The sequence below is a fragment of the Marinobacter sp. 3-2 genome, assembly GCF_003751355.1.
GTDB lineage: Bacteria > Pseudomonadota > Gammaproteobacteria > Pseudomonadales > Oleiphilaceae > Marinobacter > Marinobacter adhaerens.
The window spans coordinates 502,885-523,178 of record NZ_RJUQ01000011.1; the positions used below are offsets into that span (position 1 = coordinate 502,885).

Consider the following 20,294-nt stretch of genomic DNA (forward strand, 5'->3'; position numbering starts at 1 on the left):
AGATTTTTTCAAGACCTATGACACAAAGCGCTGATGAGTGACGGATCCTGAACCATGGTTATGAAAGCCTCCTTACAGTTAAAGCTGGGTCAGAGCCTGACCATGACACCCCAGCTGCAACAGGCGATCCGGCTTCTCCAGCTATCTACCCTCGACCTCCAACAGGAAATCCAGCAGGCACTGGAATCCAACCCCATGCTGGAGACATCCGAGGACGACGATCAGACCGACACGTCCACCGAGAGTGACGAGCGCGAGGCCAATGCGGCCGAGTCTGCTGCCGAGACCACGCCGGAACCGTCCAGCGACTGGGACGAATCCGAGAACGGCCCGGACTGGTCGTCGGAAAACGAGATTCCGGATAACATTCCGGACGACCTGCCGGTCGACACGGCCTGGGATGACATCTACCAGTCCGCCCCTGCCCCGGCAGCCCGCAACGACGATGAAAACGATCACGATTTCGAGACCCGCAACTCGCCCACCGAGACCCTTCAGGATCACCTGGAATGGCAGCTCAACCTGACTCCCCTGAGTGAGCGGGACCAGGCCATTGCCCACGCCCTGATGGACGCCGTGGACGAGCGGGGCTATCTCACCAGCCCTCTGGAAGAAATCCACGCCGGGCTGCTGGACGAGAACGAAGAAGACCCCCTTGAACTGGATGAAGTGGAAGCCGTCCTGCATCGCCTCCAGCACTTCGATCCCCCTGGCGTGTTTGCCCGGGATTTGCAGGAATGCCTGCTGATCCAGCTTAATCAACTACCCCCGGAAACACCCTGGCTCGCCCAGGCACGCCTGGTGATCACCCACTACATCAACCTGCTGGGCAACCGGGACTACGCCCAGCTGTTGCGTCGCAGCCGCCTGAAAGAAGATCAGCTCAGGGAAGTCCTGGCGTTGATTACCGGCCTCAATCCGCGCCCGGGCGACGTGATTGATCGCGCCGAGCCCGACTACGTGATTCCGGATGTCATCGTTCGCAAGCACAATGGCCGCTGGCGTGTTGAGCTGAATCCGGAAATTGCACCGCGCATCCGGGTAAATGCCAGCTATGCTTCACTTATAAGGCGTGCAGACAGCAGTGCAGACAACACCTACCTCCGCGATCAGTTGCAGGAGGCGAAGTGGTTTATCAAGAGCCTGCAGAGCCGCAATGAGACCCTGCTGAAAGTAGCGACCCGTATTGTCGAGCACCAGCAGGGTTTCCTGGATTACGGCGAGGAAGCAATGAAGCCGTTGATTCTCTCGGACATTGCCCAGGCGGTGGAAATGCATGAATCAACGATTTCACGGGTAACCACCCAGAAATACATGCATACCCCCAGGGGTATTTTCGAACTGAAATATTTCTTCTCCAGCCATGTCAGCACTGATGAGGGCGGAGAGTGCTCTTCCACGGCCATACGCGCGATGATCAAGAAGCTGATTGCCGCCGAAACACCCAAAAAGCCGTTGAGCGACAGTAAAATTGCAGCCATGCTAGGGGAACAGGGTATCAAGGTTGCGCGACGCACCGTTGCCAAGTACCGGGAGGCCATGCACATTCCGCCGTCCAACGAACGCAAGCGGCTGGTCTGAATACCCCGGGACGGGATGCAACACCGTATTCGCCGGCGCACAATGCGCCAGCACCCAGACCGGCTCCCGGGAGCCGGCATGATGACAACAGGAGACGCCTATGCAACTCAACATTTCAGGCCATCACGTAGAACTGACTCCCGCACTGAAGGATTACGTTTCAGAGAAGTTCGAGAAGCTCGAGCGTCACTTTGACCACATCAGTAACTGCCAGGTGACCCTGGAAGTGGAAAAGGTGCGCCAGATTGCGGAAGCCACATTGCACGTGGTAGGTGGTGAGATTCACGCAAAGGCAGAAAACGAGGATATGTACGCGGCCATTGATGCCCTTATCGACAAGCTCGACCGTCAGATCCTCAAGCACAAGGAAAAGAATGTAGAACGGATGCACGGAAACGGCTCTCGCTAACGCGCTGTTTTCATGCACTTCATCTAATCGAGCTGCGACATGAGTAACGTGTCGCAGCCTTTTTTTTAACGGAAATGCAGTCGATCCATGAGCGACACATCCCTGACCATAGACAACATTCTTGCGCCGGAGCTCACCCTCTGCAGGGTAGCTGCGTCCAGCAAGAAACGGGCCCTGGAGTTTATTGCCGAGCAAATAAACCATCAGGACAACACGCTCAGCGAGACCCAGCTCTTCAACAACCTGATTTCCCGTGAGCGCCTGGGCAGCACCGGCATTGGCCAGGGAATTGCCATTCCCCACTGCCGCCTGGAAGGACTTGATCACGTGGTGGGTGTGCTGATGACGCTTGAAGAAAGCGTGGAGTTCGATGCTATCGACAATCAGCCAGTGGATCTGATCTTTGCCCTGATTGTGCCAAAAGAGGCGACGAGCGAGCACCTTGAGCTGCTGAGCCAACTGGCGGAGAAGTTCAACGAGCGGTCATTCTGTGATCGCCTCCGGCAATGCGAGGACGCCAGCACGCTGTACCAGCGCATGACCGCCTCAGGCGGCTGATATTCACTGCAGTGGAGGTAAGGTGGTCATGAAGCTGATTATCGTCAGTGGCAGGTCCGGTTCGGGCAAGAGTACCGCACTTCATGTGCTGGAGGACCTCGGGTTTTATTGCATCGACAATCTTCCTATTGGCCTGCTCTTCCCCCTCACACGGGAAGCCGCCAGCCAGACCAGGCCTGGTCGACTGGGCAAGATGGCCGTCAGTATCGATGCGCGGAACCTTTCCGGCGAGCTGGCCAATTTTGAGGAGATCTACCGGCGCCTCCAGGAAACCGGGGTTACCGTTGAAATCATCTTCCTGGACGCCGACGAGCAGTCGCTTCTGCAGCGTTTTCACGCCACCCGCAGAAAGCATCCGTTGAGTGACGACAGGACCTCTCTCCGGGAAGCCATTACCAGCGAGAAGAAACTGCTGGAGCCCCTCTCCAAGCTTTCCGATCTTTACGTAAATACCACCGGCATGTCCATGTACGAGCTGCGGGACATGGTCAAGCAGCGCGTGGTCGGTCGAAAAGATCAGGAACTGGCTCTCCTGTTTCAGTCTTTCGGCTTCAAACACGGCGTGCCGCTGGATTCCGACTACGTTTTCGATGTCCGCTGCCTGCCCAACCCCTACTGGGATACCAGCCTCCGCAAGTATGTCGGTACGGATCAGCCGGTTATCGAGTTTCTGGAAAAAGAACCGGCAAGCCGGAAGATGATCGAGGACCTGAAATCATTTCTGGATACTTGGCTGCCCTCTTTTGCAGACAGCAACCGCAGCTACATGACCATTTCCATTGGTTGTACCGGCGGCCAGCACCGGTCGGTGTATGTGTGCGAGCAGTTGGGTGAGTACTTCCGGCAACGGTACAGCAATGTGCAAGTGCGGCATACCGAGCTGCCACACCTGCAGACCCGGGAAGAGATCTGATCGAGCCATGATTCGCCGCCCCATTACCATTATCAACAAACTGGGCCTGCATGCGCGCGCCACTGCGAAGCTCGTCAACACGGCATCCGAATACGACAGCAGCGTGCGTATCAGTGGCAAAGGCCGGGATGTGGACGCGAAGAACATCATGCAGGTGATGATGCTTGCCGCCAGCAAAGGAACCGATGTGGAGCTTATTGCCGACGGACCGGACGAGGAACAGGCCATCGAAGCATTGGTGGAACTGATTAACAACTATTTCGGTGAGGGCGAGTAATTCCGCCTTCCGTACGGCATTCACCTACAACTCTTTCTCACCGATAGCGCCTAACTCCGCTATAATACAGGCGTTTTCTGACGCCGGGTGATTCATGACCGATATTCTGGAAAAAAGCCAGGCCCGCCAGCGTCTTCGTTCCCTGAGCGAAGCGCTGGACAGTGGCGCACTGAAGCAGGTTGCCCGCATCCTGAACGGTGGCCTGAGCCCCAGTGATATTGCCCATTTGCTGGAATCCTCACCGCCCCGGCAGCGGGCCCTGCTGTGGAACCTGGTGGACAAAGACCTCGAAGGCGAGGTTCTCCAGTATCTCAGTGATGATATCCGAGGCTACTTCCTGAGCCAGCTTAATGCTCAGGAACTGGCGGACATCATCGAGGATTTCGAGTCAGACGACCTGGCCGACCTGCTGCAGCAGCTGCCGGATACGGTCATCCAGGAAGTCCTGGAGACCATGGACGAGCAGGACCGGCAACGGGTGGAGGAAGTTCTCTCCTATCCGGAGGACACCGCCGGCGGTCTGATGAACACCGACACCATCACGGTGCGCCCGGACATCAGCATAGACGTCGTACTGCGTTACCTTCGGCGGCACCGCAACCTGCCACCCATGACGGACAGCCTGATCGTGGTCAGCCGGCGGGACGATTTCATTGGCATGCTGCCCATCACGAAAATGCTGGTCTCCAACCCCGCCTCCACCGTGCGTGAAGTCATGGATACCGACATCGAGCCTATTCCCGTGAGCCTCTCCGACACCAAGGTAGCGACATTGTTTGAACGCTACGACCTGATCTCGGCGCCGGTGGTGAATGAGGAAGGCCGACTACTAGGGCGCATAACCATCGATGACGTGGTTGACGTTATTCGGGAGGATGCGGATCACTCCCTGATGAGTATGGCGGGCCTGGATGAAGACGAGGACACCTTCGCACCGGTCTGGAAGACATCGCGCCGCCGTGCCATCTGGCTGGGGATCAACCTGATCACCGCCCTGATCGCATCGGCTGTGATCGGGCTATTCGAGGAGACCATCGCCAAGGTCGTGGCCCTTGCAGTACTGATGCCCATCGTCGCAAGCATGGGCGGCATTGCGGGCAGTCAGACCCTCACCCTCGTCATCCGCGGCATGGCTGTGGGGCAGATCAGCGGTGCCAACGTCCGCTGGTTGCTGAACCGGGAGTTCCTATCTGGCATCATGAATGGAATACTCTGGGCCGCCGTTGTTGCCGGTGCCGCCATGCTCTGGTTCCAGGATGTGATGATCGGAGCGATCATTGCTGCCGCGCTGGTGATCAATCTTGTCGCCGCAGCGCTGGTTGGCACGGTTCTGCCACTGTTTCTCAAATCTCGCAATATTGACCCGGCCCTGGCAGGCAGCGTGATTCTCACGACTGTGACCGATGTAGTCGGGTTCATGGCCTTTCTTGGCCTCGCGACGATTTTCTACGCTTAAGCGGATCTCGGATTTATGAAAGACCATCAAGACAACGACGCGCCGGAATACGACGGCCCTAGCAAATCTCAGCTGAAACGGGAAATGCACGCCCTGCAGGATCTGGGCAAGCGGATGCTGGGCCTGAGCAACGATCAGCTGGAGACCTTGCCAATCAGCGACACCCTCCGCGCCGCGATCGAGGAATCCCGCCGTATCCGCCAGAACGAGGCCAAACGACGGCACCTGCAATACATCGGCAAGGTCATCCGACAGGAAGATGATCCTGAAGCCCTGGCGAGAGCCATCGACGCCTTCGATGCCGGTAGCGAAGAGCACACCCGCAGACACCACCTGGCGGAACGCTGGCGGGACCGGATGATTGCCGAGGGCGATCCCGTTGTTGGCGAATTCTTCAGCTACTGCCCCAGTGCCGATATGCAGCACCTGCGAAACCTTGCTCGAAACGCCCGAAAAGACGTCGAAAAACAGAAGAACACCGGCCAGGCCCGGAAACTGTTCCGTTATCTCAGGGAGTGCATCGACGACGCCGAGGCCATGTGAGCCGTTGGCTCAACCTTTGAGCCGGCGGTGCTCCCACACCGGCATCCGGGCGCGCAGATTGGCTACCTGATCGGCGTCCAGTTCGGCGGTGACCAGACCCGGGCCTTCTCCCATTTCCGTCACGATCCGCCCCCAGGGATCACAGATCAGGCTGTGGCCATAGGTGCGACGGCGCTTGCTGTTCTGGCCACCCTGGCCAGGCGCCACTAACCATACCTGGTTCTCGATCGCGCGCGCCCGGATCAGCGGGTACCAGTGGGCATCACCGGTCTGCCAGGTGAAAGCGCTCGGAAGGCAAATCCAGTCCACCTCCTGCTCACGCAGCAGCCTGAACAGCTCCGGAAAGCGAAGATCGTAGCAGATCGCCAACCCCAGCTTGCCCGCGGGCGTATCCACGGTCACTATCTGTTCGCCGGGCTCGAAGGTGTCCGATTCGCGGTATTGACCATGGGCATCTTCCACCATGGCATCGAACAGGTGAATCTTGTCGTAACGGGCAACTTCCTTACCCTGGTCATCAAAGACAATGCAGGTTGCCCTGACCCGATCCTCCAGATCTGAGCCGTCCGGTCGTTTGGCCACGGGCATCGACCCGCCAACGATCCAGAGCCCCAGTTTCCGGGCCTGTTCGGCCAGGAAAGTCCTTATGACAGGCTCGGACCCCGCCTCCTGGCGACCACGATCAATCATCTGACTGGTGGCCAGAACCGCAAAATTCTCGGGCAGTACGGCGACCGAGGCGCCCTGCTCGGCAGCCCGGGCCAGCAACTGTTCCGCTTCGCGCAGATTGGCGTCGATGTCATGACCGCTGACCATCTGGATGGCTGCGACCCGGTTGGAAACACGCTTGTTCATGACTGCCTCCGATATTGCCAAACAGAAAAGTTATTCGCCGGTGTCAAAAACCCGTTGCAGATTCACTTCCGGCTCGTCCCATGAGCCGGTCACGCTGTAGGTTGCGCTTGTCAGCCTGCTCAAAGGATCGCCCAGAATCTTGTCCAGCACAAACAAGGCGCCGCCGATCGGCGCACCGGCACCCATGAGCAGCGCCGCCAATGGCAGATTCTGAGTCAGGGGCAACACAACCACAAGCCGCATATCCAGCTCCTCGCTGGCCATATTGGTCGTACCACTGAGTTTGAAGGCGCCGGATGGGCCCACTATCTGCAGTTCGGGATCCATGGTCAGCAAGCCATTGATGATCTGCGCCTTGCCCGAGATCGCGTCGAATGCCACCCCACGCTCATACAGATCGGAAAAGTCGAGCTTCAACCGGCGCCATAGAGTGTCAGAGTTCAGCAGATTGAACACCCGGAACAGTTGCGCCGTGTTGTTTCGCTCCAGGATCACGCCCTCATCCAGCCTGAGACTGACCGAGCCACTGAGCTCCGGTATGGAAAGCTCATCCGGACGACCGGGCCAGTCCAGATCCAGCTCTATGTTGGTCCCCTCGTTAGTGACCGGCATTTCAGTGTCGAGGAGCTCGTTCAGATCCGCGAGCGCCCCCCCGCTGATGGAACCTGTAAACCGGCTGGTTTCCCGGTCTCCGACGATGCTCCAGCTCATGTCGCCCAGCAGTGTCAGGGAATTCAGGCGCCCCTCGATGTCATTTACCTGCAACCGGAAGGGTTCAGGGCGGAGCCGGAAGGCCCACTGCCCCAACGATTCGTCGTTCAGTTGCAGTTCCGAAATCGAGACGTCGATATCCGGCCAGTTTCCCATATCCAGTGCGCGGAACGCCTCAAGCTGCTCTTCCAGGGTCAGTAATTCCGGCGAATCCTCAGAGGGTGTCTCACTGCGTACGAGCCGTAACACCTGAAAATCGGCCTTCACCGTGTCGCCATTTTGCGGAATTGTCAGTCGCCCTTCGGCGCGTTGCGAGCTGGTGGTCACCACCCACCGGTCACCAAGATCGAGGGCATTGATATCAATATCGTTCAACACCTGCGGGCCAAGGTGCAGGCGGCCAAGACGCAAATCAAACCCGGTCTCTTTCCATAACAAATCGAATGTTGCGCGGTTTTCCCAGTCGCCCGTAATGCCAAGCCCGCCGGCGGCCGAGGGATTGATGGTTGCCCGCAGCGGTGCTGCCTCATCCGCCGTTTTTGACAGTGGCTCCGGCCAGTCAACTGCCAGCCCCTCAAGAGTGGACCGCACGCGGATCCCCGACGTTGAATCCGATCCCACGTCGAGGTCCGCGGTATAGGTAACATTGCCCTGCAAACCAAAACCCGAACTGGTCCCAAGTCCCGCCTGCTCAAACACCCCGGGCACCGGTAACGTTCCCGACTGCCGGATGGTAAGGGCATTGCCCGCCCGGGACTTGCTGAAGGCAATGGTTACCGGTTCATCGAAAAATTCGGCAGTCAAAGGGCCACCGGAGAAGCCGTTTTCGCTGTGGTAGGTCAGTTCACCCTGAACCGACCGCCAGGCCAACCCTGCCGAGGGGTAGGAGACGGTGCCTTCCTGTGCGGCAATCTTTGCCTCAACCACGGGGGGCTGCTCCGCCCCCAATGGCAAGTCGATATCAAGATCCAGCTGATACTCACCACCATATTCAAGCTTCTGGGCCTCTGTGCCTGCCATGTCACCCAGGGGGCTATTTTCCATCCAGAACCCGACCGATTCGCCGGGCACCCGTGCCGAGGCATCCACCCTTATCCGTGTGCCTTGATCGGAGGGCACCACGCGAACCGTCCCTGGATCGAGATCCAGGCCACCGGTCTGACCTGCTTCGAGTCGGACCAGCGTGTCGCCATTGTGAACCCTGACACTTCCCCGGGCACCCGTGACCTCCGGCCAGGCGTCATCGTAGCGGACAGATGCCTGTTCGAATTCATAGATCATTGAGGTGACGAAGGAGCCCCGGGGTGCACCAGAACCTATCTGACCATGGCCGAAAAACGTCCCTGAGGTAATATCGGCCTCGAGAATGGCGGTCGTGAGCCAATCGTACAAACCGGGGTTTACCGCCTTAACCGGAACGAAATCCGCCAGCATGTCGGCGTTGCCGTTTTTCACCGACACTTTCAGCCCCAGATTGTCCTCACCCTCTCGATCCATCCTGAGGTCAAAAGCACCGTCCAGTTCGGTGGCCTCGCCGTAACGCATCCGTACGCCATCCGAAAACACACGGGTAATAGCGCCATCCAGCAGCCAGGTCACTTCGCCCTCAAGTACGGGGAATGACCAGGCGCCCCCGAAAAGCTGGGGAAAATCCAGAGAAACGGGCGACTCGCCGGCGGCAATCCGGACATAGCCTCGTTGCCGGTCCAGAGCGATGTCTCCGTTTACAGAGGTAACGCCGGGCGAGCCGCCGTGGGCCCGAACACTAACGTCACGCAACCGGCCGGAAAGCTGAAAGTCTTCCGGGGCGCCCTCGGGGAAGAAGATTCTCAACTGGTCCAGAAAGCCACCGGGCCGATAGTCCTGCAGGGCCCGGAGTGCACGCTCCGGCAATAACGGAAGCCGCGCAGCGAGGCGACGTGTGGGCGCAAGCGGAAGGGCGTCGGCAATGACGGACATGCCTCCCTCCGACGGCGCCAACCTCAGACTGAAGGGTGAAACCACATCGCCGTCCCAGGTCCACTGGAGCTGCTTCAGATGCCACTCGCCAAGGGCGAAGGCCCCGGATTCGACCACTGTCTCATCGGTCATCACCGTATCGTGGCGACGCCAGCCAAATCTCGCGCGGATGTCTTCCAGTGGCGCCAGGGATTGAGAGCCTACACCCAACTGCAGATAGGGGGTCCGCACCGTACCGGTCACCTGTTGCAGCAAACCGTTGCGGAACGTAAGCCAGGCTTCACCACCAAGATCGAAGCCTTCCACCCGGAGGGATCGCCACTGGTACTCGTCAACCAGCCCGTCGAACAGCCGGCCGGAATCGACGCCAAGGTACAACTGGCCGGTAAAGTCACCCCGGAAAAAATGCTGGCCCACGAGGGCAAAACTGGCCAGCTGCTGGGTAGTACCAGATTGCATGGCACGGCCGGATGCGTGGAACAATCCACGGCGGTAGTCGAGATCCAGCTGGGGAATATCCAGATGGCGCAGGTTGCCCTGGTTATCCCGGATACCAAGATTGACGCGGGTAATCTTGACGTAAGGATCAGAGAGCCAGTCACCGGCAAGCTCCAGCCACTCCTGCAACTGATTGCTGACCGGTTCCGGTATTTCTGCGCCCCTCACCGCAACATCACCGCCGCGCTCCTGATTCACGGTCAGTTCCAGACCGTCTGCCTGGAAGTCCTCAAAGACAATCCTCAGACGCATCAACGAGGCCAGTGCAGCAAAGCGGATATTCAGATGCTGAAGGTTGGCAACGACAATTCCGGTGTCAGGGTGAGTGACCTGAATGTCGCTGGCCGTAAAGGCGGGGTCGAGCCAGTACCACTGGGATGAAAGGCCACCGATGCTGACATCATGGCCCAGTCGGTCTGACAGCTCACGAGCCAGATCATCGCGAAAGCTGTCCACATTCTGGGTCAGTTGGCGGCCAAGACCGGCGTATAGGGCCAGCAGCACCAGAAGTGTCAGCAGCATCCACCAGATCAGGCTGGCGAGCCGCGCCAAAAGCCGAACCGGAGGGCTCTCGGGCAGGTTCTCCGGAAGCGGCGGTTCGTGGTCAGCGGAGGACATTCAGACCCCTTAACCCGGTAACCGGCGCAGTTTCCCGGCATCAGAGCAGAACAACATCGTACTGCTCCTGGCTGTAGAAGGGCTCCACCTGGAAGCGAATGGTCTTGCTGATAAAGGTTTCAAGATCGGCCACGTTATCGGATTCCTCATCCAGCAGGCGATCTACCACGCTCTGGGAGGCCATCACCAGATAGCTCTCGGCATCATAGGCGCGATTTACCCGGAGAATTTCCCGGAAAACCTCATAGCAAACGGTCTCGGTGGTTTTCAGAAAACCCCGTCCATCGCAGATGGGGCAAGGTTCGCAGAGCACCTGACCAAGGCTCTCTGTGGTTCGTTTGCGGGTCATTTCCACCAGGCCCAACTCGGAGACGCCGGTGATCTTGGTCTTGGCGTGATCCCGCTCCAGCATCTTCTCCAGCATCCGATGGACCTGGCGCTGGTGCTCGGGATCTTCCATGTCGATAAAATCGATGATGATAATGCCGCCCAGGTTTCGCAGGCGCAGCTGACGACTGATGGCCCGAGCCGCTTCCAGGTTGGTCTTGAAGATGGTTTCTTCCAGATTCCGGTGCCCGACGAAAGCCCCGGTATTGATATCAATCGTGGTCATGGCTTCGGTCTGGTCGATAATCACATAACCACCGGACTTGAGCTGGACCTTTCGGCTCAGGGCCTTCTGGATTTCGTCCTCGACCGAGTAAAGGTCGAAAATGGGGCGCTCACCGGGGTAGTACTCGACCTTGTCAGCAAATTCCGTAACGAACTCCTCGACAAACTCCATCACCCGCTGATGACTCTCGCGGCTGTCGATACGCACCTTTTCGGTCTGGGGCCGGATCAGGTCACGGATGGTCCGAATGAACAACGGCAGATCCTGATACACAACCGCCGGCGCCTGAACCCGGGCAATCCGTTCGTGTATGGACTGGCTTAACCGGTGCAGATAAGCCATGTCGCCAATAAGATCCTCAGGTGACGCCGCTTCCGCGGCCGTCCGGATGATATAGCCGCCCTGAACATCCTGATCCTCGGCGGCGGCCTCCTCAACGAGCGTTTTCAGCCGGGCCCGCTCGGTGTCGTCCTCAATTCGCTGCGAAATACCAACGTGGCTAACGCCTGGCATAAACACCAGATACCGCGACGGAATTGAAAGCTGCGTGGTAAGCCGGGCGCCCTTGGTACCGATCGGGTCCTTGGTAACCTGGACGACCAGGGACTGACCTTCGCGAAGAAGGCTGCGAATATCAGGAACGGTTTTGGGGGTGTCGGCGGGCTCATCGCCATTGGACTGACTCGGAACCACATCGGAGGCATGGATGAATGCAGCCCGCTCCAGACCAATATCGACGAACGCCGCTTCCATGCCCGGTAAAACACGCACCACTTTGCCCTTGTAGATGTTCCCGACAATGCCTTTCCTGCTGGTGCGCTCTATGTAGGCTTCCTGCAGCATGCCGTTTTCAACCAGGGCCACCCGCGTTTCCACCGGGGTGACGTTGATAAGAATCTCTTCACTCATAATGTTTGGCTCTCCAGACTGCGCGGCCAGTTTTTCCAGACCGGGTAACCGGCACCAGCCAGCAATGCGGCGGTTTCCTGCAGCGGCAGACCAACCACGGCACTGTAGCTACCCCGGAGCTCATTAACAAAAATACCACCAAGGCCCTGAATTCCATAACTCCCGGCCTTGTCCATGGGTTCGCCGCTGGCCACGTAGGCGTCGATCTCTGCGGTGGAAAGCTGCCTGAAACAAACTTCGGTGATGACCAGAACAGACTGGCATTGCCCTTCTGAGGCCAACGCCACGGCAGTCATGACTTGATGGGTGGCGCCGGAGAGGCGGGCCAGTGTTTCCCGGGCTTCGGTGAAGTCTGACGGCTTACCGAGTATCTCGCCAGCGAGCACCACCGATGTATCCGACCCAAGTACCAGGCATTCCGGCGAGGACCCAGCCACAACCAGCGCCTTCTCCCGGGCCAAACGTTCCACATAGTGTTCCGGGGTTTCATCGGGCTCCGGTGTTTCGTCGATGTCCGCCGGACGAACCGAAAAATTCAGGCCGATTTGCTGCAACAGCTCCGCCCGGCGCGGCGAAGCCGAGGCGAGAATGATTGATGGCATGGCTAACCCAGTTTGCGGTTAATGTTGTCCAGCAGGATACAGAATACCGGCCATACCAGGGCGCTGGTCAGGGCCGGCCAGAGGTAGCTGAAGCCAGCATCATCAGCCCCCAGCAATTGCTTTACGAAATGCACCAGCATCTGATTGATGCCCAACAACAGGAACACCATCAGGCACTGCTGGGGCATTGGATACATGCGCAAACGCTGGTGGATAGTAAGCACCAGGAAAGCGATCAGGGCCATCGCCATGGCGTTCACGCCAAGAGGCGTGGCTTCCAGCACATCCAGAAGCAGGCCCAGACACCAGGCCAGCAGGATGCCGAACTGGGCCGGAGCCCGGAATGTCCAGTAGAAAACGACCAGCCCCAACCACTCCGGGCGGAACTCGAACCAGCCCACAGGAAACAGGGAAATACTGAACACCAGGGCAACGATCACGGAAAGCACAAAGACCGGATAGCTGATTACTGACAACATCAGTCCTGTCCTCCCTGGCTGGCATCTTCGGCGACGTTGGCAGCGGATGCGCCCTCACCCTCGTCGGTTTCGATCGGCGCGGCATTTTCCGAAGGGAATACTACCAGCACCAGACGGCTCTGATTCAGTTGCGCCTTGGGTGTGGCTTCAATGGAGACAAAAGGTTCGCCCGGCTCCTTGGATATTCGACTGACTTCCGCGACCGGGTAGCCCCTCGGAAAACGGCCACCAAGACCGGAACTGACAAGCAGGTCGCCCTCGCGAATATCTGCCGTATCCGGCACATGAACGAGATCCAGGGTATCCGTATCGCCGGTACCCAGCAGGATGGCGCGCAAACCGTTACGCACAACCTCCACCGGAACGGCGTGGCTGCTGTCGGAGACGAGCAAGACGCGGGAGGTAATCTGGCTGCTCTGCACCACCTGGCCCATCAGACCATGGGCGTCCAGAATGGCCTGGCCCGGCGACAAGCCGTCACTGCGCCCTTTGTTGATAATAATCTCGTGGGAAAAGGGATCCGGGGAGACACCGACCACCTCGCCAACGATGACGCGGTCATCCAATACTTCTGATGAGTTCATCAGGCGGCGCAGCTCGTTGTTCTCGGAAGCAAGCGCGGCGTATTTCAGGGCGCGACGCTCGAGGATTAGCAAACGGGCCCGGAGATCTTCATTCTCTTCCTGAAGATCCTGTTTATTTTCAAACAGCCCGGCGAACCAGTCGGAAAATTCGTAGGGCGCATTCCCCAGCCAGTACACGGGTGCCAGACCGGTTGCAATGGTACTTCGCACCGTTGAGAGCTTGTCGAAACGCGCATCGGCAACCACCAGGGCTGCCGATACGAGAAGAACGATGAGGAGTCTGAAGCCGGGAACAGGCCCCTGGACAAAGATGGTTTTAATGGCGAGCCCTCCCCACAGGATTATCCCTCCTGAGAGAACATTCCGATGCCACCCCGGTCAATCACTTCCAGCGCCTTGCCGCCACCACGGGCCACACAGGTCAGCGGGTCTTCAGCGATAATCACCGGCAAGCCGGTTTCCTCACTGATCAGTTTGTCCAGCCCGCGCAGCAGTGCGCCGCCGCCGGTCAGAACAATACCGCGCTCGGCAATGTCGGACGCCAGCTCGGGCGGAGACTGTTCCAGAGCACTCTTGACGGTCTGAACGATCTGCGCCAGGGATTCCTGCAGCGCGTCGAGAATCTCTTCGCTGTTGAGGGTAAATGCCCGGGGCACACCCTCGGCGAGGTTGCGACCGCGCACATCGATCTCGCGGATTTCGAGGCCTTCGTATGCGCAACCGATTTCGTGCTTGATACGCTCGGCAGTAGAATCACCGATCAGGCTGCCGTAGTTGCGACGCACGTAGGTTACGATGGCTTCGTCGAATTTGTCACCGCCCACCCGGACAGACTCTGCGTAAACGATGCCGTTCAGGGAAATAATGGCGATCTCGGTGGTACCACCGCCGATGTCCACGATCATGGAGCCGCTGGCTTCTTCAACTGGCAGACCGGCACCAATGGCGGCGGCCATGGGCTCTTCGATCAGAAAGACTTCCCGGGCGCCAGCACCGAGGGCGGACTCGCGAATGGCCTTGCGCTCTACCTGGGTAGACTTGCTGGGCACGCACACCAGTACTCTCGGGCTCGGGGTAATGAAGCTGTTCTCATGCACCTTATGAATAAAGTGCTGGAGCATTTTTTCGGTTACCACAAAATCTGCAATCACGCCGTCTTTCATGGGGCGGATCGCGGTGATGTTGCCCGGGGTACGGCCGAGCATGCGCTTGGCTTCAGCGCCAACAGCGGCAACCATTTTCTGGGAATTATTGGTGCGAATGGCCACTACCGAGGGCTCGTTCAGCACGATTCCGCGCTCACGCACGTAGATCAGGGTGTTGGCGGTGCCCAGGTCGATGGACAGATCGCTGGAGAAGATGCCTCGGAGTCTTTTTATCAACATTCGTGTAGTTTCAACCTGAGAGTTGCAGTCGCAAAGAAAAGATGCGGCAACTTTAGCAGTGAGCACCCCTGCAGGCAAGGCGCGAACGGGCCCCAAGCCTTACGGTTCACACATTTACCTTATGGGCTGGGGCCTCCCGCCATTGTTCGAATCTGTTACCATACTCGCTTTGGTTTTCTGGCCCTGGTGAAGGGCCATTCGGGGAATCCTTTTCAAAACACGCTACGAGCACATCCATGTGGGCTTGTTTCGGGCCATCCATGGCCCTCTACAGTTTTGAAAAGGATTCCCCGAACGGCCCCGAAGCTCAGGTTTGGCCCTCGTTTTCAAAAGATTTATTACCGACATTTCATTTACCTGGGAGGCAATGCGTGACCATTTCCCGTGAGGACATTGAGAAAGTCGCTGTGCTCGCCCGCATTCGTGTGGATGACGAGCAGGTTTCGGCTCTGGAGAAGGATCTGGGCAATATTCTGGATCTGGTGGATCAGCTGGCGGCTGCCGACACCGATTCGGTTGAGCCCATGGCCCACCCGTTGAATGCAGTCCAGCGCCTGCGCGCTGACGAGGTAACCGAGACCAATCAGCGGGAAGCGTTCCAGGCGATTGCGCCGGCTACCGAGAACGGGCTTTATCTGGTTCCCCGAGTGATCGAGTGAAAGGACACGTCATGCATAACAAATCCGTAGCAGAGCTTTCCCGGGACCTGGATAGCGGCCAGGTCTCCAGCGTGGAGCTGACCCAGGAGTTCCTCGACCGCATCAAGCGGGAAGATTCGAAGTACAACAGCTTTATCACCGTGACCGAAGAGCAGGCCCTGGCCGATGCCCGGGCGGCGGATGAGAAGCGGGCAGCCGGAAATGCGACGCCCTGGACGGGCGTTCCTTTCGCGCACAAGGACATTTTCTGCACCAACGGCGTTCGCACGACTTGCGGCTCCAAGATGCTGGAGAACTTTGTCCCCCCTTACGATGCGACTGTCACTTCTAACTTCCGTGAGGCAGGGGCCGTGTGTCTGGGCAAGACCAACATGGATGAGTTCGCCATGGGGTCGTCCAACGAGAACAGTTTTTTTGGTGCAGTGACCAACCCCTGGGGCCTGAGTGAAGGTAATAAGCGGGTGCCGGGCGGTTCATCGGGCGGGTCGGCTGCGGCGGTTGCCGCTCGACTGATTCCGGCAGCTACCGCCACGGATACTGGCGGCTCGATCCGTCAGCCAGCGGCACTGTGTGGTGTTACTGGCCTGAAGCCCACTTATGGCCGGGTGTCCCGGTACGGGATGATTGCCTTTGCCTCCAGTCTCGACCAAGGCGGCACCATGGCTCGCACAGCGGAAGACAATGCACTGATGCTGAATGTGATGGCCGGCTTTGATCCGAAAGACTCAACATCCATTGACCGTGAGGTTCCGGACTACACGGCCACCCTGAACGAGCCGCTGAAAGGTCTGAAGATTGGCCTGCCGAAGGAGTACTTTAGCGACCAACTAAGCCCGGCGATGGAGCAGCAGATTCGCAACGCAGTAAAGGAATACGAGAAACTGGGCGCCACGGTTAAAGAGGTATCGCTGCCAAACGCGAAGCTCGCGATTGCTGCCTACTATGTAATTGCTCCAGCAGAGGCGTCCGCCAACCTGTCCCGTTTTGACGGGGTTCGCTATGGCTACCGCTGCGAGGATCCCAAGGATCTGATGGATCTTTACACCCGCTCCCGCGCGGAGGGTTTTGGCGAAGAGGTGAAACGTCGGATTCTCGTGGGCACCTACGCTCTCTCGGCCGGCTATTTCGATGCCTATTATCTCAAGGCCCAGAAGGTTCGGCGGCTGATTCAGCAGGATTTCATCAATGCCTTCAAGGAAGTGGATGTGCTGATGAGCCCCACCACACCCTCGCCGGCATTTATTCAGGGTGAAAAAACCAGCGATCCTGTGACCATGTACCTGGAAGACGTATTCACCATCGCCATCAACCTGGCGGGTGTACCGGCCATGTCTGTACCGGCCGGTTTCGTGGACGGTCTCCCGGTGGGTCTTCAGATCATCGGGGATTATTTCTCCGAGGCCCGTTTGCTGAATGCCGCCCATCAATTCCAGCAGGTGACCGACTGGCACCAGCGTGAACCGCAATAAGCCCGGGACAGGCCCCCTTACAGGAGATAGCAACTATGCAGTGGGACATTGTGATCGGGCTGGAAATTCACGTTCAGCTCGCCACCAAGACCAAGATTTTTTCAGGCTCCAGCACCGCTTACGGCGCCGAGCCCAACACGCAGGCCAACGCCGTTGACCTGGCCATGCCCGGCACGCTGCCGGTCCCCAACGAGCAGGCTTTCCGCTACGCGGTCATGTTTGGCCTGGCAGTGAATGCGGAGATTGAGCGCCGCTCCATGTTCGAGCGGAAAAACTACTTTTATCCGGATCTGCCGAAAGGCTATCAGACCACCCAGCTGGAGCGTCCGATTGTCGGCCCCGGTTTCGTGGATATTGATCTGCCAAACGGTGAGACCAAGCGCGTTCGCATCCATCACGCCCACCTGGAAGAAGATGCCGGCAAGTCCCTGCACGAGGATTTCCACGGCATGACCGGCGTCGATCTTAACCGCGCGGGCACCCCACTGATCGAAGTGGTCACCGAACCGGATATGAACAACGCGGAAGAAGCCGTTGCTTTTGCCAAGAAGCTGCACAGCATCGTGACGTCGCTGGGCATCTGCGACGGCGATATGTCCCAGGGCTCTATGCGTTTTGACGTCAACATTTCGTTGAAGCCGAGGGGCTCCGACACGCTGGGCACACGGACCGAGACCAAAAACCTGAACTCGTTCCGGTTCATGGAGCAGGCCATCGCCCACGAAGTCGAGCGGCAGATGGACATACTGGAAGACGGCGGCAACATCGTGCAGGAAACCCGCCTGTACAACGGCGACCGTGACGAATCCCGCTCAATGCGCACCAAGGAAGAAGCCAACGACTACCGCTACTTCCCCTGCCCGGACCTGCTGCCGGTGGAAATCGATGATTCCTTTATTGAGGAAGCTCGCAACAGCCTTCCGGAACTGCCGGACGCTCGTAAAACCCGCTTTATGGAGCAGTACGGCCTGAATGACTACGACGCCGGCCTGCTAAGCGGCGACTCGAAACTGGCCACTTTCTTTGAAGAAGCGGCCAGCCAGGGCAAAGACGCAAAACTGGTCGCCAACTGGATCCAGGGCGAATTCTCTGCGCGCCTGAATGCAGAGGAGAAATCGGTTGCCGATTCGCCCATCAGCGGCGCTCAGCTGGGCGATTTGGTGGTACGGATTGCCGACAATACGATCTCATCCGCCGGCGCAAAGAAGGTGTTCGAGGCGTTGTGGTCTGGTGAGAACGACAGCGTAGACGCCATCATCGATGCCAAGGGTCTGAAGCAGGTGTCTGACACCGGCGCCCTGGAAGCCATGGTAGATGAGGTTCTGGCGGGCATGCCGGACCAGGTGGCGCAGTATCAGAACGAGGAAGACCCCAAGAAGCGAAAGAAGATGCTTGGTGGCTTTATGGGGCCGCTGATGAAAGCTTCTAAAGGCCAGGGGAACCCGAAGCTTTTCAACGAGATTCTTGTTCGCAAGCTTGGGGGGTGACCTTCTGGCTTTGGGTCGCAGCTTTTGTCTGTGGCCCTAGCCTGTTGGAACTGGGGAAAGCCTCGGCGGGCAGCTTCTCCCAAAAACCGCTACGAGCACATCCATGTGCGCTTGGCGTCGGCCATCCTTGGCCGCCGACATTTTTGGGAGAAGCTGCCCGCCAAGGCCATGGATCCCTGCGATAACGCTCGGTAGTTCAGACCAAACGGGCCCAAAGATCATGCTCATCGGCATGCTCAACAACCGCCTGAACAATCTCACCCGGAACAAGGTCGGTCTCGTCGTTAAGGTAAACCATGCCGTCGATCTCCGGCGCATCAGCCTTCGACCGACCGATAGCACCCTCCTCGTCGACTTCATCAATCAGCACATCAATCGTCTGGCCGATTTTGGCCTGCAAGCGGGCTGCTGAAATCTCTGCCTGTTTTTCCATGAAACGGGCCAGGCGCTCTTCTTTGACTTCCTCGGGAACCGCACCTTCCAGTTCGTTGGCTTTGGCGCCCTCCACCGGGCTGTATTTGAACGCGCCAACACGATCCAGTTGAGCCTCGTCGAGCCAGTCCAGCAGGTACTGGAAGTCCTCCTCGGTTTCACCGGGGAAGCCGACGATGAAGGTGGAGCGGATGGTGAGTTCGGGGCAGATCTCACGCCATTTGCGGATGCGCTCCAGGGTTTTGCTGTCGTGGGCCGGGCGCTTCATGGCCTTGAGTACTTTTGGGCTGGCGTGCTGGAACGGGATGTCCAGGTACGGCAGGATTTTTCCCTCGGCCATCAGCGGAATGATGTCGCCGACATGAGGATAGGGATAAACGTAGTGCAGGCGTACCCACACGCCCATTTCGCCGAGCGCTTCGCACAGTGACTGCATCTTGGTCTTGAGCGGCCGCCCTTGCCAGAAGCCGGTGCGGTATTTGGTGTCGACGCCGTAGGCGGAGGTATCCTGGGAGATGACCAGCAGCTCTTTTACACCGGCATCCACCAGGCGCTGGGCTTCGTCCATCACATCGCCAATGGGCCGACTGACCAGATCACCGCGCATGGAGGGGATGATGCAGAAGGTGCAGCGATGGTTACAACCTTCGGAGATCTTGAGGTAGGCGTAGTGCCGCGGGGTCAGTTTGATTCCCTGCGGCGGAACCAGGTCGGTGAACGGATCGTGCTGCTTTTTCTGCGGAACGAACTGGTGAACCGCGCCGACCACTTCTTCATAGGCGTGGGGGCCGGAAACCGCCAGCACACCCGGGTGAGTATCGCGAATCTTGTCGGCCTCTACACCCATACAACCGGTGACAATCACCTTGCCGTTTTCGCTGATGGCCTCACCGATCGCATCCAGCGACTCCTGTTTGGCGGCATCGATAAATCCGCAGGTGTTGACCACAACAATGTCGGCGTCGTCATAGGTCGGGACAACGTCGTAGCCGTCCAGCCTGAGCTGCGTGAGAATGCGCTCGGAGTCGACGAGAGCCTTGGGACAACCGAGGCTGATGAAACCGACTTTGCCGTTGCCGGACGAGGCGGGGATCTGGGTGTTATCTGTCATAGAAGGCTTGGAATTCCCGGAGCTCAGCGCGAGCCCACAAATGAATGAAGGGCGATATTTTACACCAGCTCAGGGACCGCCTGCAGCAAAAGTCCGACGAGTATTGGAACGGATGGAAACTGACGGACGTCAAAATTTGTGACGTCTTGTTCAGAAAGATTTAACAAATCTGCCACTATAGGCGGC

18 protein-coding genes are annotated in these 20,294 nt (G+C 58.3%); 10 read left to right on the forward strand and 8 right to left on the reverse strand.

Translation table 11 applies throughout. The features are described from left to right. Window positions 1–60 precede the first annotated feature (60 nt). From EDB94_RS04110 to yjgA, 7 genes are all read left to right on the forward strand, one after another. Window positions 61–1,581 carry an RNA polymerase factor sigma-54 gene (locus EDB94_RS04110; protein ID WP_108017931.1) on the forward strand — a complete coding sequence of 507 codons (1,521 nt, stop codon included), beginning with the start codon at window positions 61–63 and terminating at the stop codon, window positions 1,579–1,581. Between the two features lie 100 nt (window positions 1,582–1,681). Further along, window positions 1,682–1,990, forward strand: a complete 309-nt coding sequence (hpf, locus tag EDB94_RS04115) for a ribosome hibernation promoting factor (RefSeq protein WP_014577741.1) — start codon at window positions 1,682–1,684, stop codon at window positions 1,988–1,990. Between the two features lie 87 nt (window positions 1,991–2,077). Then, on the forward strand, window positions 2,078–2,548 hold the full coding sequence (gene ptsN, locus EDB94_RS04120) for a PTS IIA-like nitrogen regulatory protein PtsN (protein WP_014577742.1): 471 nt from the start codon (window positions 2,078–2,080) through the stop codon (window positions 2,546–2,548). A gap of 28 nt (window positions 2,549–2,576) precedes the next feature. After that, window positions 2,577–3,461, forward strand: coding sequence for an RNase adapter RapZ (gene rapZ, locus EDB94_RS04125; protein WP_008170152.1), 885 nt, complete (start codon window positions 2,577–2,579; stop codon window positions 3,459–3,461). A 7-nt stretch (window positions 3,462–3,468) separates the two neighbouring features. Next, a complete protein-coding gene (locus EDB94_RS04130) occupies window positions 3,469–3,738 on the forward strand; it encodes an HPr family phosphocarrier protein (protein WP_062781917.1) in 270 nt (89 codons plus the stop codon). A gap of 94 nt (window positions 3,739–3,832) precedes the next feature. Continuing rightward, a complete protein-coding gene (mgtE, locus tag EDB94_RS04135; RefSeq protein WP_108017536.1) occupies window positions 3,833–5,194 on the forward strand; it encodes a magnesium transporter in 1,362 nt (453 codons plus the stop codon). A 15-nt stretch (window positions 5,195–5,209) separates the two neighbouring features. Further along, the gene (yjgA, locus tag EDB94_RS04140) at window positions 5,210–5,737 is read left to right on the forward strand and encodes a ribosome biogenesis factor YjgA (RefSeq protein ID WP_108017537.1); all 528 of its coding nucleotides are present in this window, start codon (window positions 5,210–5,212) and stop codon (window positions 5,735–5,737) included. A gap of 9 nt (window positions 5,738–5,746) precedes the next feature. On the opposite strand, the gene EDB94_RS04145 is transcribed toward yjgA, so the two are convergent. From EDB94_RS04145 to EDB94_RS04175, 7 genes are all read right to left on the reverse strand, one after another. Then, complete coding sequence (locus EDB94_RS04145; protein ID WP_108017538.1) at window positions 5,747–6,592, reverse strand: carbon-nitrogen hydrolase family protein; 846 nt, start codon at window positions 6,590–6,592, stop codon at window positions 5,747–5,749. A gap of 30 nt (window positions 6,593–6,622) precedes the next feature. Next, a complete protein-coding gene (locus tag EDB94_RS04150) occupies window positions 6,623–10,378 on the reverse strand; it encodes a YhdP family protein (RefSeq protein ID WP_108017539.1) in 3,756 nt (1,251 codons plus the stop codon). A gap of 40 nt (window positions 10,379–10,418) precedes the next feature. Continuing rightward, window positions 10,419–11,900, reverse strand: coding sequence for a ribonuclease G (gene rng / locus EDB94_RS04155; protein WP_014577748.1), 1,482 nt, complete (start codon window positions 11,898–11,900; stop codon window positions 10,419–10,421). Beyond that, on the reverse strand, window positions 11,897–12,502 hold the full coding sequence (locus tag EDB94_RS04160; RefSeq protein WP_108017540.1) for a nucleoside triphosphate pyrophosphatase: 606 nt from the start codon (window positions 12,500–12,502) through the stop codon (window positions 11,897–11,899). The genes rng and EDB94_RS04160 overlap by 4 nt, the downstream gene beginning before the upstream one ends. Window positions 12,503–12,504: 2 nt before the next feature. Continuing rightward, window positions 12,505–12,981, reverse strand: coding sequence for a rod shape-determining protein MreD (mreD, locus tag EDB94_RS04165; protein ID WP_053112679.1), 477 nt, complete (start codon window positions 12,979–12,981; stop codon window positions 12,505–12,507). After that, window positions 12,981–13,814 carry a rod shape-determining protein MreC gene (gene mreC / locus EDB94_RS04170; RefSeq protein ID WP_404935308.1) on the reverse strand — a complete coding sequence of 278 codons (834 nt, stop codon included), beginning with the start codon at window positions 13,812–13,814 and terminating at the stop codon, window positions 12,981–12,983. Before mreC ends, mreD begins: the two co-directional genes overlap by 1 nt. A gap of 92 nt (window positions 13,815–13,906) precedes the next feature. Next, entirely contained in the window at window positions 13,907–14,947 is a 1,041-nt protein-coding gene (locus tag EDB94_RS04175) for a rod shape-determining protein (protein WP_008170134.1), read from the reverse strand. A 374-nt stretch (window positions 14,948–15,321) separates the two neighbouring features. Between EDB94_RS04175 and gatC the strand changes: the two genes are divergently transcribed. Genes gatC through gatB form a run of 3 tightly spaced genes read left to right on the forward strand, consistent with a single transcriptional unit; the run spans window position 15,322 to window position 18,565 of the window. Further along, on the forward strand, window positions 15,322–15,609 hold the full coding sequence (gene gatC, locus EDB94_RS04180; protein WP_014577753.1) for an Asp-tRNA(Asn)/Glu-tRNA(Gln) amidotransferase subunit GatC: 288 nt from the start codon (window positions 15,322–15,324) through the stop codon (window positions 15,607–15,609). An 11-nt stretch (window positions 15,610–15,620) separates the two neighbouring features. Further along, complete coding sequence (gene gatA, locus EDB94_RS04185) at window positions 15,621–17,078, forward strand: Asp-tRNA(Asn)/Glu-tRNA(Gln) amidotransferase subunit GatA (protein ID WP_108017542.1); 1,458 nt, start codon at window positions 15,621–15,623, stop codon at window positions 17,076–17,078. A 35-nt stretch (window positions 17,079–17,113) separates the two neighbouring features. Beyond that, window positions 17,114–18,565, forward strand: coding sequence for an Asp-tRNA(Asn)/Glu-tRNA(Gln) amidotransferase subunit GatB (gene gatB, locus EDB94_RS04190; protein ID WP_108017543.1), 1,452 nt, complete (start codon window positions 17,114–17,116; stop codon window positions 18,563–18,565). A 196-nt stretch (window positions 18,566–18,761) separates the two neighbouring features. Here the strand turns inward: gatB and rimO are convergent, their stop codons facing one another. Next, window positions 18,762–20,108 (reverse strand): 30S ribosomal protein S12 methylthiotransferase RimO, encoded by a 1,347-nt coding sequence (rimO, locus tag EDB94_RS04195; protein WP_108017544.1) that lies wholly within the window; start codon window positions 20,106–20,108, stop codon window positions 18,762–18,764. Window positions 20,109–20,294 lie beyond the last annotated feature (186 nt).